The sequence below is a fragment of the Pseudomonas sp. OTU5201 genome (assembly GCF_038440135.1).
Classification (GTDB): Bacteria; Pseudomonadota; Gammaproteobacteria; order Pseudomonadales; family Pseudomonadaceae; genus Metapseudomonas; species Metapseudomonas resinovorans.
The window spans coordinates 1-13,710 of sequence record NZ_JASATC010000016.1 but is presented as its reverse complement, the minus strand read 5'-3'; the positions used below and the strand labels follow the sequence as shown (position 1 = coordinate 13,710).

The window sequence follows — 13,710 nt, the reverse complement described above, 5'->3', positions numbered from 1 at the left end:
TTAGACGACGTTTCCGAGTTGGAAGATGGGCAGGTACATGGCAATGATCAGACCGCCGACCAGTACGCCGAGAACAGCCATAATCATAGGCTCCATGAGGGCGGTAAGGCCGTCGACGGCGTTGTCCACTTCGGCTTCATAGAAGCTGGCGACCTTGTCGAGCATCTCATCCAGCGCGCCCGACTCCTCGCCGATGGCGGTCATCTGCACGGCCATGGAGGGGAAGACGCCTGTCGTCTTCATGGAGAAGTTCAATTGCATGCCAGTGGAAACGTCAGACTTGACCTTGAGCACTGCTTCCTTGAAAACGACGTTGCCACTGGCGCCAGCTACGGAGTCCAGTGCGTCGACCAGTGGAACACCAGCAGCGAAGGTTGTTGCAAGCGTTCGTGCGAAGCGGGCCACCGCCGACTTATAAAGAATATCGCCCACTACTGGGAGTTTAAGCACTGTGTGATCGACCCAGTCTCGGAATTTTGGAGATTTCTTGTGTGCTTGTTGTATGGCATAGCCAAAGACGAAGAACCCAGCCAGAACGATGAACCACCATTTTTGTAGTAACTCAGAAAGGCTGATTACCATTCTGGTGAACGCAGGAAGCTCTGCACCAAAGTTGGCAAAAACAGATTGGAACTGCGGCACAACTTTGATCAAAAGAATCGCTGAAACTATGATTGCCACAATAATTACGGCGATTGGGTAATTCATCGCTTTCTTTATCTTGGCCTTCAGTGCCTCAGTCTTTTCCTTGTAGGTGGCGATGCGGTCGAGCAGAGTTTCCAGGGCGCCCGCCTGCTCGCCAGAGTCCACCAGGTTGCAATACAGTTCGTCGAAGTATTCCGGTTTCTTTCGCAGGGAGTTGGCGAGGCTGTTGCCTGAGGAAACCTCCTGCTTGACCTCGTTCACCAGCGTGCGCATTGCCGGCTTTTCGAAGCCTTCACCGATGATGTCGAACGACTGCATCAGGGGGACACCCGCCTTCATCATGGTGGCCAACTGGCGGGTGAACAGGGCGATATCCAGGGGCTTGATCTTCTTCCCTGCGCTGAGCAGAGAAGTAGATTTCTTGCGTACCTTGGTGGGGTTGATACCCTGCTTGCGCAGTTGTGCCTTCACCAGCGCTGGGTTCTGGCCACTCAGCTCGCCCCTGACCTTGCTGCCTTTCTTGTCCGTACCTTCCCAGGCGAAGGTACTTGTTTTCAGCGCTTTTTCCGCCATGGTTAATCCTTGGTCACGCGGTTGACTTCCTCCAAGCTGGTAATGCCATTCATGGCTTTTACCAGGCCGGAGGTTCGCAGGTCATTGAAGCCATCGCGGCGCGCCTGCTGGGCGATCTGGATGGAGTTGCCTTCTTCCATAATAAGCTGCTGCATGGCCGGCGTGATTTTAACCACTTCATAAATACCCACACGGCCCTTGTAACCCTGGTTGCAATTCTCGCAGCCGACCGGCCCATAGAGCTTGAATGTGCCGATCTTGGCCTCGGGAAAGCCTTCCTTGACCAGCACCTCGCGCGGAACGTCCACTTCCTTTTTGCAATGGCTACACAATTTGCGTGCCAGGCGCTGGGCGATGATCAGGTTGACCGAAGTGGCGATGTTAAAGGCCGGCACGCCCATATTTCTTAGGCGGGTCAAGGTTTCCGCCGCACTGTTGGTGTGCAGGGTGGACAACACCATGTGACCGGTCTGGGCGGCCTTGATGGCGATTTCGGCGGTTTCCAGGTCACGAACTTCACCCACCATGATCACGTCCGGGTCCTGGCGCAGGAAGGCGCGCAGGGCCTGGGCGAAGTCCAGGCCCTGCTTCGGGTTGACGTTGACCTGGTTGATGCCTTCCAGGTTGATCTCCACGGGGTCTTCGGCAGTGGAGATGTTGATGTCCACGGTGTTGAGGATATTGATGCCGGTGTAGAGTGATACCGTCTTGCCGGAACCGGTGGGGCCGGTGACCAGGATCATGCCCTGAGGCTGCTTCAGAGCGGCCAGGTACAGCTCCTTTTGATCCTCCTCGTAACCCAGGGCGTCGATGCCCATTTGCGCGCTGGTGGGGTCGAGAATGCGCATCACGATCTTCTCGCCCCAGAGGGTTGGCAGAGTGTTGACGCGGAAGTCGATGGATTTCGTCTTGGAAAGCTTCATCTTGATCCGCCCATCCTGCGGCTTGCGGCGCTCGGAAATATCCAGCGCGGCCATCACCTTCAAGCGCGCGGAGATGCGGCTGGCCAACTGGATCGGCGGCTTGGCCACCTCATGCAGCATGCCGTCGGTACGGAAGCGCACCCGGTAGGAACGCTCGTAGGGCTCGAAGTGCAGGTCCGAGGAGCCGCCGCGGATCGCGTCCAGCAGCATCTTGTTGACGAAGCGCACCACGGGCGCGTCGTCGGCATCCACGCCGCCGGGGCTGTCCTTCTTGTCGTCATCTACCGCCTCGACATCCACACCATCCAGGTCGACGTCCCCAAGGTCCTCCATGCCGCTATTGGCGGAGTCGAAGAACTTCTCGATGGCATCGCCCAGCTTATCGTCCTCGACCAGGATGGCCTCGGTCGTGAGGCCGGTACTGAACTGGATATCGGTGACGGCTTGATGGTTGGTCGGGTCGGAAATCCCCACGAACAGCTTGTTTCCCCGGCGCCAGAGGGGGAGGGCACGGTGCTGGCGAATCAGCTTTTCGCTGACCAGTTCCTTCGGTTGGGACTCTTTGTCAATGCTGGACAGATCGAGAAAGGCTACTCCGAACTGTTCCGCCGCCATCTCGGCCAGGTCGCGGCTTTTCAGCAACTTGTTCTGCACCAGGTAGGTGATCAGCGGAATCTTGTTGCGCTGCGCCTGGGTGTGGGCCTGCAGGGCGCTCCGCTCATCGAGGAGGTTGGTCTGCACCAGTTGTTTGGCCAGGCCGGATAGCGTGGGAGCGGTCTCGTTCATGAGGAAGAATCAGTCTGCCGGTTGTGACCTTGCCTTATAACGTAGTTGATCAGCGGCGCCAAATGCAGTCATGGGGGGTGACAAAAAATGGCAGATAGTGGCTCGGATAGGGCGCTGGGCAAGTTCGGCTTTGCTGCTGGTCGTGTAAGTCGAATCAAAGACTTAAACCATTGTGTTTGTTGCTCTTGCCGCAGCCTTCTCGCCTTTTGGTGCGTATTGGCACGCCTCATGCTTGTGCTGTCGCAGGCAACTAGCCTATTACATTTCGAGGACGAACTATGAAGGCTCAAAAGGGTTTTACGCTGATTGAACTGATGATCGTGGTTGCGATTATCGGCATTCTGGCCGCCATTGCGCTGCCAGCCTACCAAGACTACACCAAGCGTGCTCGCGCTTCCGAGATGGTTGTTGCAACTGCGCCCTTCAAACTGGGCGTGTCTGAGTGTGTGCAGGGCGGCAAATGTCTCGCTGCTGACGGCATTACTCTTAACATTCCCACCAACTCGGTTAGTCGCGCTGAACTGTCGGTTCCTGCAGATGTTTCTAGTGGTTCCGCTCCGGCTAATGCGCAGTATAACGCTATTGCAATGACTACCCTTGGTGTAATTACTGTCACTCCGAAGGCTGCAAATGGTTTTGTTGCTGGCGATACTTTTATTTTGACTCCGAACCACACTGGCGGTGGCGTGATCAACTGGACAGCTTCCGGTAACTGTGTAACGAAGGGTTGGTGCAAGACTAAGTAAGCAGTGCGGTGATAAGGGCGGGAATTATCTCGCCCTTATTTTTTTGGGGGTAGAGCTTGTTTGGTTTAGGTCTTCTAATTTCCAGCGTGCCATTCATACTGCCATTCAGATTCTTTCCGAATGGTGACTTCTTTCCTGATGCTGCTGCGATTGGATTGGCTCTTCTGGCACTTATTTTTGGTTTTCGAAAGTTTGGCTTCGGGCTTGAATGCCTGTTATTGATGTTGGTTTCGATGTCGATGCTGGTCTCTGGGTTTGTAATGCGCTCATATTATTATGATGTATGGGTGATTCCGGCTCTGGTGACTATGTTTTTTGCTTTTTTTCTGGCCGGAATTGAAGCTCTTGATTCCGTTTCAAAAGAGCGTTTCTCGCTGGGTTTACAGTTGGGGATTTTATTCGGCGGTGGTGTATCCGTTCTGATCGGATTGGCGCAATACTTTGAAGTTACTGCGTGGTTCGGTAACGTGTTTATCCATTCTTCCGGAAGGGTTTATGGAAATATTGCTCAGAGGAATCTTTATTCTACGTATTTATTAATTTTTTCCTGCGTTTTGTGTGCGGTGGCTGTGCGCTATGCCATTAAAAGCTGGCTAGTTGTCGGGGGGTTGGCTGTTACCGCATTCCTGCTGGCCATCGCAGGCTCAAGGATGGTGCTGCTCGACGCCCTTCTCGTTGTGCTTGTGTTGGCCTGGTTGAGAAGGGTGCAGCCGACGGAGCGCCAGTTGGAGCGCTTCTGCTTTCTTTTTTTGAGCTTCTTAATCGCCTTAGTCACATTCCAGTTCATTTCCCTTTTCGGTGGTGAGGGTGGCGCCTCGCGGATAACGATAACTGGTGACGCGCCAAGGGTGGGGGAGTGGCTAAAAGGATTGCGGATACTGATGGACCATCCCTTGGGGGTTGGTTTTGGTAACTATGCACAGGCCAGCTTCGTGTATCAATTGGATGCGGGAGTAGGGAGTCGGATTACTTGGTCGCATTCTCATAGCATAGTGATGCAGTTGTTGGTCGAGTTCGGCTTTCTAGCAGTTCCCCTGCTGTTTGCTGGGTTTTTGCTGGGTGCGAGGATGCTGTACGTCGCACTTCGCGCTGATCTGGACAGGGTGTGCTTTGCGATCTGCTTGATCTTCCTCGTGGTGCACAGTCTTCTCGAGTATCCATTGTGGTACATGAACTTCTTACTTCTGTTCGTGGCCCTTGTCGGTTTGGCCAGGATGGGCAGCGCAGGCGGGTACAAGGCAGCTTCCATTAGGCTGGGAGCGGGGGGCGCGCTGATGGTGCTAGTCCTAGTTTCCTACGATTACACCCGGACGCTTGGTTACCGAACCGTTGATCGACAGATGAAGGTGAATGTTGATCGAATGGTGGACTTGCTCTCGGTGAGCCTGAACCCCGCGTTGGCCTGGTCGGCGGACAGATTGCTAATCGAGTACCTGATCCCCGATGGGGGGCCAGAGGCGGGTTACAAGTTGTGCCAAGCCATGTACATGGCCCAGCGAGAGCCTTTATATCCCTATTTGGAGCGCGTGGCGCTGATGGCTCTGGCGGATGGAAAGTTTGATCTGACCTCCAGTGTGCTTAAGTCGAGATATGCGGCGTATCCCGAGTTACCGGATACCTATCTGAAAGCTCGGATTCGCTATCACTGGCCAGATGTGGCGGATGATTACATCGATAAAATAGAGTCTGATCGGAGGGCGGGTTTCCCGGGCGTTGATTACTATCGGTTGGATATCCCGGCGGAATGTTCGAAGTAAGCAGGCGGCCGAACCTTCGCATAGGTTACAATTGATTGGCATAACTAGTAGTGCTAGCCTTCGTCCGCCGCCGGTGTAGCTCAGTCGGTAGAGCAGCTCATTCGTAATGAGAAGGTCGGGGGTTCGATTCCTCTTACCGGCACCATGATCCAAGCAAAAAGCCCCGCAGGTTCTGCGGGGCTTTTTGTTTTTCGCGGATTTGCTCGCTGCGTGGCGGCGGGCTGCTCGCTTCTCAGTCTTTTCTGCCCACTTTTTCCGCAGCGTTGTACAGGTCCATGGCCGAGCACTTCATCAGGTCCGAGAGGGTCTTGACGGCGTGGTGCAGGCCTTTCAGGTCCTTGTCGCTCAGGTGGTGTTCGAGGCCGTCGCAGCCCAGGAGGTCGGCGATGGTGTTGAGGGCGTAGCTGGCCGTCAGGAGGCGGTCGCCCTGGAGGTCGGCGATGCGGGCGAAGGTGTTCATTGTCCACCTCCAGCAGTCTTTTGATTCGGGGTGGAGGTGCGTGCATTCCTTGCAGGTATGCGGTTGTGCATGGTCAAAGCTCCTTTTGCTTGGGAGCTGCCACGAATCGCCGCGAAACGATTTGGGGTGGCAGCTGTGCACGGGTTCGCGGACCGGGGCAAAAGGAACCCGGCAGACCTTTCGGTCTCCCGCGCACAGCCGCCATGACACGACGTTGCAGGCACAAAAAAGCGCCGGCAATCGGATGGTCGGCGCTTGTGCGCCTTTTGCATTTCGGGCCGCGACGCCCGGTTCTGGAATTTGCCAGAACGGCCGCACCATAGCCTTGCCCGGGGCGCATGGCAACGCCCGGGTTTCGGCGAGGTGGGCTTTAGAGGCTCAGCCGCATCGACAGGTCGATAGCCTTGACGTCTTTGGTCAGGGTGCCAATGGAGATGTAGTCGACGCCCGTCTCGGCGATGGTGCGCAGGGTGGTTTCGTTGATGCCGCCGGAGGCTTCGAGTTTGGCGCGGCCGTTGGTGAGGGTGACGGCGGTGCGCATGTCGTCGAGGCTGAGTTCGTCGAGCATGATGATGTCGGCGCCGGCATCCAGTGCCTGCTGGAGTTCGTCCAGGCTTTCCACTTCGACTTCCACCGGCTTGCCGGGGGCGATGCGGTGGGCGGCCTGGATGGCCTGGGCGATGCCGCCGGAGGCTGCGATGTGGTTTTCCTTGATGAGGAAGGCGTCGTACAGGCCGATGCGGTGGTTGTGGCCGCCGCCGCAGGTCACGGCGTACTTCTGCGCCAGGCGCAGGCCGGGCAGGGTCTTGCGCGTGTCGAGGAGGTTCACCTGGGTGCCTTTGACCAGTTCCACATAGTGGCCGACGCGGGTGGCGACGGCCGACAGGCACTGGAGGAAGTTCAGGGCGCTGCGCTCGCCGCTGAGCAGGGCGCGGGCCGGGCCTTCGAGGTGGAAGAGGGCCTGGTTGGCGTCGGCGTGCTGGCCGTCCTGTACCTGCCACTCCACGTTCACGCGTGGGTCGAGTTGGCGGAACACCTCGTTCACCCAGGCGGTGCCGCTGATGATGGCTGCCTCGCGGGTGATTACGGTGGCGCGGGCCTGGCGCTCTTCGGGAATGAGCTGGGCGGTGATGTCGCCGCTGCCGATGTCTTCCTGGAGGGCGGTGCGTACGTTGGCCTCGATTTCAGCGGTGAGGTCAGCGAGGAGAAGGTTGGGCATGGTGGGCTCCGCAGGCAGGATGGCGGCGATTATAAAGGCTGCCGACGACTGGCGCAGTGCCGATGAACAACGGCCTTACGCTTTCTGCTAGATAGTCAGGAGTGGATCGTTGTGCGTCGGTTGGCCGAAATCCCTACATCTGTGACTTGATTCATGTCTGTAGGAAATCTCCGCTTGGTTGTCACAGCATCATCCATATAATGGCATCGGAAATTTCTATTTTTGACGCCAGTTGATTGACGTTATGGATGACTCCCAATGATCGATTTGCGGTCCGATAGGCTCTTTGCAAGGGCGCGGCCTGCGGGAGGCTCGTGATGCAGACCGACGCTAAGGTGGTGCCGCTGAACAAGGGGGCCGCCCAGCAATCGCCAACCTCGCCGGTAGGAAGGCTGCCCGTGGCCTTGATCCAGGTGCGCGACAAAGTGGCCCTGCAGCTGAAGCAGGCGCTTCAGGTGCTGTTCGACAATGCGGACGACACCCTCTTCGAGATGGCGGACCGCGCCACCAGCAATGCCGAGCAAAATGCCTTCTTCGAGGCAATGCGCGACCTGCGGCTGAAGCGCAAGAGCATCGAGCGGACCTTTCTGCAGAAGGTCTTGGAGTCTTTCTCCTCCCTCAATCAGTACGAGATAGGCAAGGCGCCGCAACTGGACGCGGTGTCCTTCGACAGCCTGTCCCTGGTGCAGAACGACGAACTTGAGGAAGCCGTGGCGCTGGACGCCATGGTCGCCAAGGTGATGAATCACGACGGCATCGCCCTCGGCCATCTCACTGCGCGTTTCAACACCCTTGTCAGCAAGAAGATCGAAGACAAATCCAACCCGCTGGGCCCGCGCCCGCTCTGCGAGGCCTTCCTCGACGCATGCCGTAGCCTCGGGGTAGAGATCAAGGTCAAGCTGATCATCCTCAAGCTGTTCGAGAAGTACGTCCTCACCGAGCTGGACCAGATCTACGCCGAAGCCAACCAGCTTCTGGTCACCGTTGGCGTGCTTCCGGACCTGCGCTCGGCACCGGCGCGGCGCCAGGCGGAGCGTTCCAGCGCCACGGGGCGCCAAGCCCAGCCCGGTAACGCGGCTGGCGGTGGCCAGGTGACCGAAGAGGGCGTGCAGGAAGTCTTTGGCGTGCTCCAGGATTTGCTGTCGCAGGTTCGCGGCACAGCATTGCCGCGCCGGGAGCATCCCGCCGATGCGGTTCCGGTCAGCAGCATCGATCTGATGCGTCTGTTGTCGCATCTGCAGCAGCACCTGCCTCAGCAACACAACGATGACTACGACCTGCGGATGAGCCTCGACCAGCTGCTCACTCGCGCCAGCGCCCGCAGTGGTCGGGCGCGGGTGGTCGGACAGGTCGACGATGACGTCATAAACCTCGTGTCCATGCTCTTCGAGTTCATCCTCGACGACCGCACCCTGCCGGATTCGCTCAAGGCTCTCATCGGCCGCATGCAGATTCCGATGCTCAAGGTCGCCCTGCTGGACAAGACCTTCTTCAGCCGTGGCAGTCACCCGGCTCGCCGCCTGCTCAACGAGATCGCTTCTGCCGCCCTCGGTTGGGTAGAGCAGGACGAAGCCCAGCGCGACAGTCTCTACCATCGCATCGAGCAGGTGGTGCAACGCCTGCTGAACGATTTCGTCGACGACCCGGCAATTTTCTCTGAACTGCTCGCCGAGTTCCTGGCCTATGCCGGTGACGAGCGTCGTCGCAGCGAGCTGCTGGAGCAGCGCACGCGTGATGCCGAGGAAGGCCGCGCCAAGGCCGAACTGGCTCGCAGGCAGGTGGAAGACGCGCTCAACCAGCGCCTGCTGGGCCGCACCCTGCCGGAAGTGGTGGTGCGCCTGCTGCAGGAAGCCTGGAGCAAGGTGCTGTTGCTGAGCTGCCTCAAGCACGGTGTTGAGTCGGCCGAATGGCAGTCTGCCCTGCAGACCATGGACGACCTGATCTGGAGCGTGGAGTCCCACGACGCGCCGGAAGCCCGTGCGCGCTTGCTGGAGCTGGTGCCGGGGCTGCTCAAGTCCCTGCGCGATGGCCTGGCCAGCGCCGCGTTCGATCCCTTCTCCACCAGCGAGTTCTTCAGCCAACTGGAGGCCCTGCACGTTCAGGGCTTCCAGCGTTTCCGCAAGCCCGAGCCGGTAGAGGTGGTTGCTGACAACAGCCAGGAGTCGCCGCCCCTGTTGCTTGATCTGCTGGACCACGCCGAGCCGGAAGATGAGTCCGCGCCGGCCATGGTGGCGGTCGTGGAAGAAATCGTCCTGGTCGCGCCCGGCGAGGCTCAAGCACAGGAGCCTGAAGTTTCGCTGGCAGATGATGACGAGGCTCTTGGCTTTGTCGACAACCTTCGCGTGGGGAGCTGGGTCGAGTTCCAGGAAGACGACGAGCACAAGCTGCGCTGCAAGCTGGCGGCACTGATCAAACCCACGGGCAAGTACATCTTCGTCAACCGCACCGGCATGAAAGTGCTGGAAAAGACCCGCATGGGCCTGGCCGTGGAGTTCCGCCGCAATGCGATCCGCCTGCTGGACGATGCCTTGCTGTTCGACCGCGCGCTGGAATCGGTGATCGGCAACCTGCGTCGGCTCAAGGGCGCCTGAGCTCGACAGCACGGTTCAGTAGGATGGGTGGAGCCTGCGATACCCGTCGCTTGTGGTCGATGGGTATCGCTCCACTCCACCCATCCCACACACTCAAAGCGGAGGCAATTGCCGCTCCCGGTTGCGCCACTCGCTAAAATGGCTCCACTGCGCCTAAAGTGGGCGGCAGACCAAGGAGCCAACATGCAGCTGGACCCCGCATCCGGTTGGTGCCAGGGCATCAGCCACTGCCCATCGCCCAACTTCAACTGTCGCCCGCAGGGGGAAGTGTCCCTGCTGGTGATCCACAACATCAGCCTGCCGCCCGCGCAGTTCGGCACGGGCAAGGTGCAGGCGTTCTTCCAGAATCGCCTCGATCCCGCCGAACACCCCTACTTCGAGGGCATTCGCGATCTCAAGGTGTCCGCACATTTCCTCATCGAGCGTAATGGTGCTGTTACCCAGTTCGTCTCTTGCAATGAGCGCGCGTGGCACGCGGGTGTTTCCCTGTTCGAGGGGCGGGAGAACTGCAACGATTTTTCCCTGGGAATCGAACTGGAAGGCACCGATGATCTGCCGTTCACGGAACCTCAGTACGCTGCGCTGATCGCATTGGTGGAGCAACTGCGTCGCGCCTATCCGGCCATCACGCCGGAGCGCATCTGCGGTCATAGCGATATCGCCCCGGGGCGCAAGACCGACCCCGGGCCTGCATTCGATTGGGCGCGCCTGCGTGGCGCGTTCGCACGATAGAACGAGGAGGGACCCATGTATTTTCTGGTGTTGTTGCTGGTGCTCTGGATCGAGAAATTCTCCGCCTGGCGCCGGCATATCCAGCAGGACGGCTTCTGGCTGCGTGAGCTGGCCAAGGCCGAAGCCAACCCGCGCATGAGCGAGCGCCCCTGGGCGATCCTGGCGTTGCTGGTGCTGTTGCCCCTGGTGCTCCTGGCGCTGGTGCTGCAGGCGCTGGAGCCGTTGGCCTATGGCTGGATGGCCCTGCCGGTGCATTTGCTGGTGATCATCTACAGCCTGGGGCGCGGCGATGTGCTGGCCGATCTGGGGCCCTTCCGCGATGCCTGGCGGCGTGGCGATACCCAGGGTGCCTATCACGTCGCCGAACGCGATCTCGGCCTGGAGGCGGATGAGGGCGACGATCTCCTGCAGCAGGTGCAGGGCTATCAGCTCTGGCAGGCCTATCAGGGCTTCTTCGCGGTGATCTTCTGGTATGCGCTGCTCGGTCCGGTGGCGGCGCTGGCCTACCGGTTGCTCGCGTTGGCTTCCGAGAAAGCCGGCACGCCGGCATTGCGCGAGCAAGCGGCGATGATTCGCCACGCCTTCGACTGGCTGCCGGCACGGGTGCTGGCGGCCAGCTTCTCGCTGGTGGGGAATTTCGTCGGGGTCAGCCGCGTGCTGCTTCACGAACTGCTGAGCTGGGAGATCCCCGCGCGGCGCTACATCGAACTGGCTGGCCGCGCTGCTGCCGAGCTGCCGGAGCCCGCCACGGGTGACGCCGGGGTGGCGACGCTGGATGCCCTCTGGCAACTGCTGGTTCGCGCTGCGGTGCTGTGGTACGCCGGTTTTGCCGTCTGGGCCCTGCTGTTCTGAGTTCTGCTTCATCGCCCGCCCGGCGCTGCCGTCGGGCGGGTCTCGCCTTGCTTAACCTTTAGTTACAGAAACTCCTGCCGATATCGGGTACACAGATCAGCGCGCCAGAGTTTTAGGACATTGCTCACAGAAGCATCTGACTGATCCGGGCGATCGCCAAGCAGTGTGGGGATGCTGCGAGGCCCTGGCCGAATCCTGTCAGCCGATCAGAGCGCGCCCATAACAATAAATGAGAACAGGAGACGTCTCGTGAAGACCCTGTTGTATCCTGCCATCGCGCTGATGAACCGCCTCAGTTTCGGGATGAAGTTCAGTCTGATCAGTGTTCTGTTCTTCCTGCCGATGTTGATCACCAACTTCTATCTGGTGCGCGACTCCTACCGACAATTCGTCAGTACCCGCTCCGAACTGCAGAGCCTCGACCTGTTGGGTGCCAGCCTGCATGTGCGCCGCAACCTGGAGAGCCTGAACGACCTGGTCATGATCAACTCGATGATCGGTCAGTCGGGTCAGGCCGGGGACCTGGAAAAGCGCGTCACTGCGCTTGAACAGGAGCTGCTCTCGACCCTTCAGGGCCTGGCTCCGGTGGTGTCCGAGGCTGAGCAGGTCGAAGCCTTCAACACCAAGCGCGATGAGCTGATCACGGCCCTGCAGGCTGCCAAGGGCGAAACCTCCCTGCAGAGCAAGAGCGCGATGATCGAGAAGTTGCTGGGCAACGCTCAGGTCTTCATCAAGTTCGTTGCCGCCCAGGCCGGTCTCAGCCAGGACGACCAGGCCGACGTGCGCCAGCTCACCGAACTGGTCACCTCTACCACTGCGCAAGTGACGATGGCCATCGGCAAGGGGCGCGCCATAGGTGCCTATTCGCTCGGCCAGGGTTTCCTCAATTCGGCGGCCAGCACCAAGCTGGACGACTTGCTGCTGGACCTGGACAAGCTCAACGCCGAGTACGGTCTGAAGATCGCCGATGCCCTCGACGGCAGTCCGCGCGGTCACCAGGCGCTGGATGGTCTGACCGCCGCCAGTCGCGACACCATCAAGCAGAGCGCCACGCTGTTCGAGGACAAGGTGATCATGGCCGACACCCTCGACACGCCCTGGCAGCAGTTCTATGACCAGGTCACGGCGTCGCTGGAAAAGACCTATCAGCTCAATGACGGCGCACTGGCCTTCCTCAAGGTCGAGCTGGAAAAACGCCTGGCCGAAAAGCGCGTGCAGACCGTGCTGCTGGTGGTGGCCCTGCTAGTGGTGTTCCTCGCCATTGTCTACCTCTATAGCGGCTTCTACGTCTCCACGCGTACCACCCTGAAGAGCCTGGGCAAGGTGATGGACCAGGTCGCCGGCGGCGACATGACCGTCAGCTTCCGTGCCGAAAGCCGCGATGAGCTGGGCGAACTGGGCCACGTGTTCAACGGCACCGTGGCGAAGATCCATGACCTGATCGAGCTGGTGGGCCACACCGTGGCCGAAGTGGAACGTCAGGCCGGTCGCGTGGAGCAGGTCTCCGGTGAAAGCAATCAGGCCGTGGCCGGGCAGCGCAGCCAGATCGAGCAGGTCGCCACGGCCATGAACGAGATGTCGGCCACCGCACAAGAAGTCGCGCGCAGCGCCGCTGCGGCAGTGGACAGTGCGCAGAGCGTGAATCAGGAAACCGTCAGCGGCCGCGCCCTGGTGGAATCCCAGCTGGGCAGCATCGAGCGCCTGGCTAGCGAGATCGACCAGTCGGTGAGCGTGATCAACCAACTGGCCGCCGACAGCGCCTCGATCAGCCGCGTGCTGGAGGTGATCAAGGGCATTGCCGAGCAGACCAACCTGCTGGCGCTTAACGCGGCGATCGAAGCCGCCCGGGCGGGTGAGCAAGGCCGCGGCTTTGCCGTAGTGGCGGACGAAGTACGGACCTTGGCCAAGCGTACCCAGCAGTCCACCGAGGAAATCGAGCAGATGATCATCAAGCTTCAGGGTGGCGTAGGCGCTGCCGTGAAGGCGATGAACGCCAGCCACCAGATGGCCGATGGCACCGTCAGCCAGTCTGGCAAGGTGCAGGCGGCGCTGGAGAACATCCTCGGTGCGGTGGGCATGATCGTCGACCAGAACCAGCAGATTGCCGCCGCAGCCGAGCAGCAGACCGCCGTGGCCCACGATATCGACCAGAACATCGTCGAGATCAACCATGCCGGTGAGCGCACTGCCGACGGTGCGAGCCAGACCGAGCGGGCCAGCCGTGAGCTGTCCGGCCAGGTGGCGCAGCTCAAGCAACTGATCGGCGCGTTCCGCGTCTGAGGTTCGACCCAATGAAACAACCCGCCAATTGGCGGGTTTTTTCATGTTTGGCTGATGGGTTCTCTGTGGGGCGAATTCATTCTTAGCTGTTGCGAGAGGTCCAAGAGCCTTGTAGGAGCTGGGGTTGGCCCCGGTGCGGGGCCATA

The 13,710-nt window shown here is 59.7% G+C and carries 10 protein-coding genes, 1 tRNA gene and 1 pseudogene; 8 read left to right on the top strand and 4 right to left on the bottom strand.

Going from position 1 to position 13,710, the window contains the following annotated elements; genetic code table 11:
• Window positions 1-1,218, bottom strand: coding sequence for a type II secretion system F family protein (locus AAHM40_RS11990; protein ID WP_342244843.1), 1,218 nt, complete (start codon window positions 1,216-1,218; stop codon window positions 1-3).
• 2 nt (window positions 1,219-1,220) lie between these two features.
• Window positions 1,221-2,927 carry a type IV-A pilus assembly ATPase PilB gene (gene pilB / locus AAHM40_RS11985; RefSeq protein WP_342244842.1) on the bottom strand — a complete coding sequence of 569 codons (1,707 nt, stop codon included), beginning with the start codon at window positions 2,925-2,927 and terminating at the stop codon, window positions 1,221-1,223.
• Between the two features lie 278 nt (window positions 2,928-3,205).
• Here pilB and AAHM40_RS11980 point away from each other — a divergent pair, with 278 nt between their 5' ends.
• The 3 genes from AAHM40_RS11980 to AAHM40_RS11970 all read left to right on the top strand — a co-directional run bounded on the left by AAHM40_RS11980 (window position 3,206) and on the right by AAHM40_RS11970 (window position 5,575).
• Complete coding sequence (locus tag AAHM40_RS11980) at window positions 3,206-3,673, top strand: pilin (RefSeq protein WP_342244841.1); 468 nt, start codon at window positions 3,206-3,208, stop codon at window positions 3,671-3,673.
• Window positions 3,674-3,729: 56 nt separating this feature from the next.
• A complete protein-coding gene (locus AAHM40_RS11975; RefSeq protein ID WP_342244840.1) occupies window positions 3,730-5,430 on the top strand; it encodes an O-antigen ligase family protein in 1,701 nt (566 codons plus the stop codon).
• Between the two features lie 69 nt (window positions 5,431-5,499).
• A tRNA-Thr gene (locus tag AAHM40_RS11970) sits at window positions 5,500-5,575 on the top strand.
• Between the two features lie 87 nt (window positions 5,576-5,662).
• On the opposite strand, the gene AAHM40_RS11965 is transcribed toward AAHM40_RS11970, so the two are convergent.
• Together AAHM40_RS11965 and nadC are read right to left on the bottom strand one after the other, a co-directional pair.
• Window positions 5,663-5,890 carry a hypothetical protein gene (locus AAHM40_RS11965; protein WP_342244839.1) on the bottom strand — a complete coding sequence of 76 codons (228 nt, stop codon included), beginning with the start codon at window positions 5,888-5,890 and terminating at the stop codon, window positions 5,663-5,665.
• A gap of 370 nt (window positions 5,891-6,260) precedes the next feature.
• The gene (nadC, locus tag AAHM40_RS11960) at window positions 6,261-7,109 is read right to left on the bottom strand and encodes a carboxylating nicotinate-nucleotide diphosphorylase (protein ID WP_342244838.1); all 849 of its coding nucleotides are present in this window, start codon (window positions 7,107-7,109) and stop codon (window positions 6,261-6,263) included.
• Window positions 7,110-7,426: 317 nt separating this feature from the next.
• Here nadC and AAHM40_RS11955 point away from each other — a divergent pair, with 317 nt between their 5' ends.
• The 5 genes and pseudogenes from AAHM40_RS11955 (at window position 7,427) to AAHM40_RS27260 (ending at window position 13,564) form a co-directional block, all read left to right on the top strand.
• Window positions 7,427-9,700: a DUF1631 domain-containing protein gene (locus tag AAHM40_RS11955; RefSeq protein ID WP_342244837.1), complete on the top strand. Its 2,274-nt coding sequence runs from the start codon at window positions 7,427-7,429 to the stop codon at window positions 9,698-9,700.
• Between the two features lie 183 nt (window positions 9,701-9,883).
• Complete coding sequence (gene ampD, locus AAHM40_RS11950) at window positions 9,884-10,432, top strand: 1,6-anhydro-N-acetylmuramyl-L-alanine amidase AmpD (protein ID WP_342244836.1); 549 nt, start codon at window positions 9,884-9,886, stop codon at window positions 10,430-10,432.
• Window positions 10,433-10,447: 15 nt separating this feature from the next.
• Window positions 10,448-11,284, top strand: coding sequence for a regulatory signaling modulator protein AmpE (gene ampE, locus AAHM40_RS11945; RefSeq protein ID WP_342244835.1), 837 nt, complete (start codon window positions 10,448-10,450; stop codon window positions 11,282-11,284).
• A 171-nt stretch (window positions 11,285-11,455) separates the two neighbouring features.
• A pseudogene (locus tag AAHM40_RS27265) lies at window positions 11,456-12,706 on the top strand (HAMP domain-containing protein); the annotation flags it as partial.
• A gap of 144 nt (window positions 12,707-12,850) precedes the next feature.
• Window positions 12,851-13,564 (top strand): methyl-accepting chemotaxis protein, encoded by a 714-nt coding sequence (locus AAHM40_RS27260; protein ID WP_446731565.1) that lies wholly within the window; start codon window positions 12,851-12,853, stop codon window positions 13,562-13,564.
• Window positions 13,565-13,710: the final 146 nt, after the last annotated feature.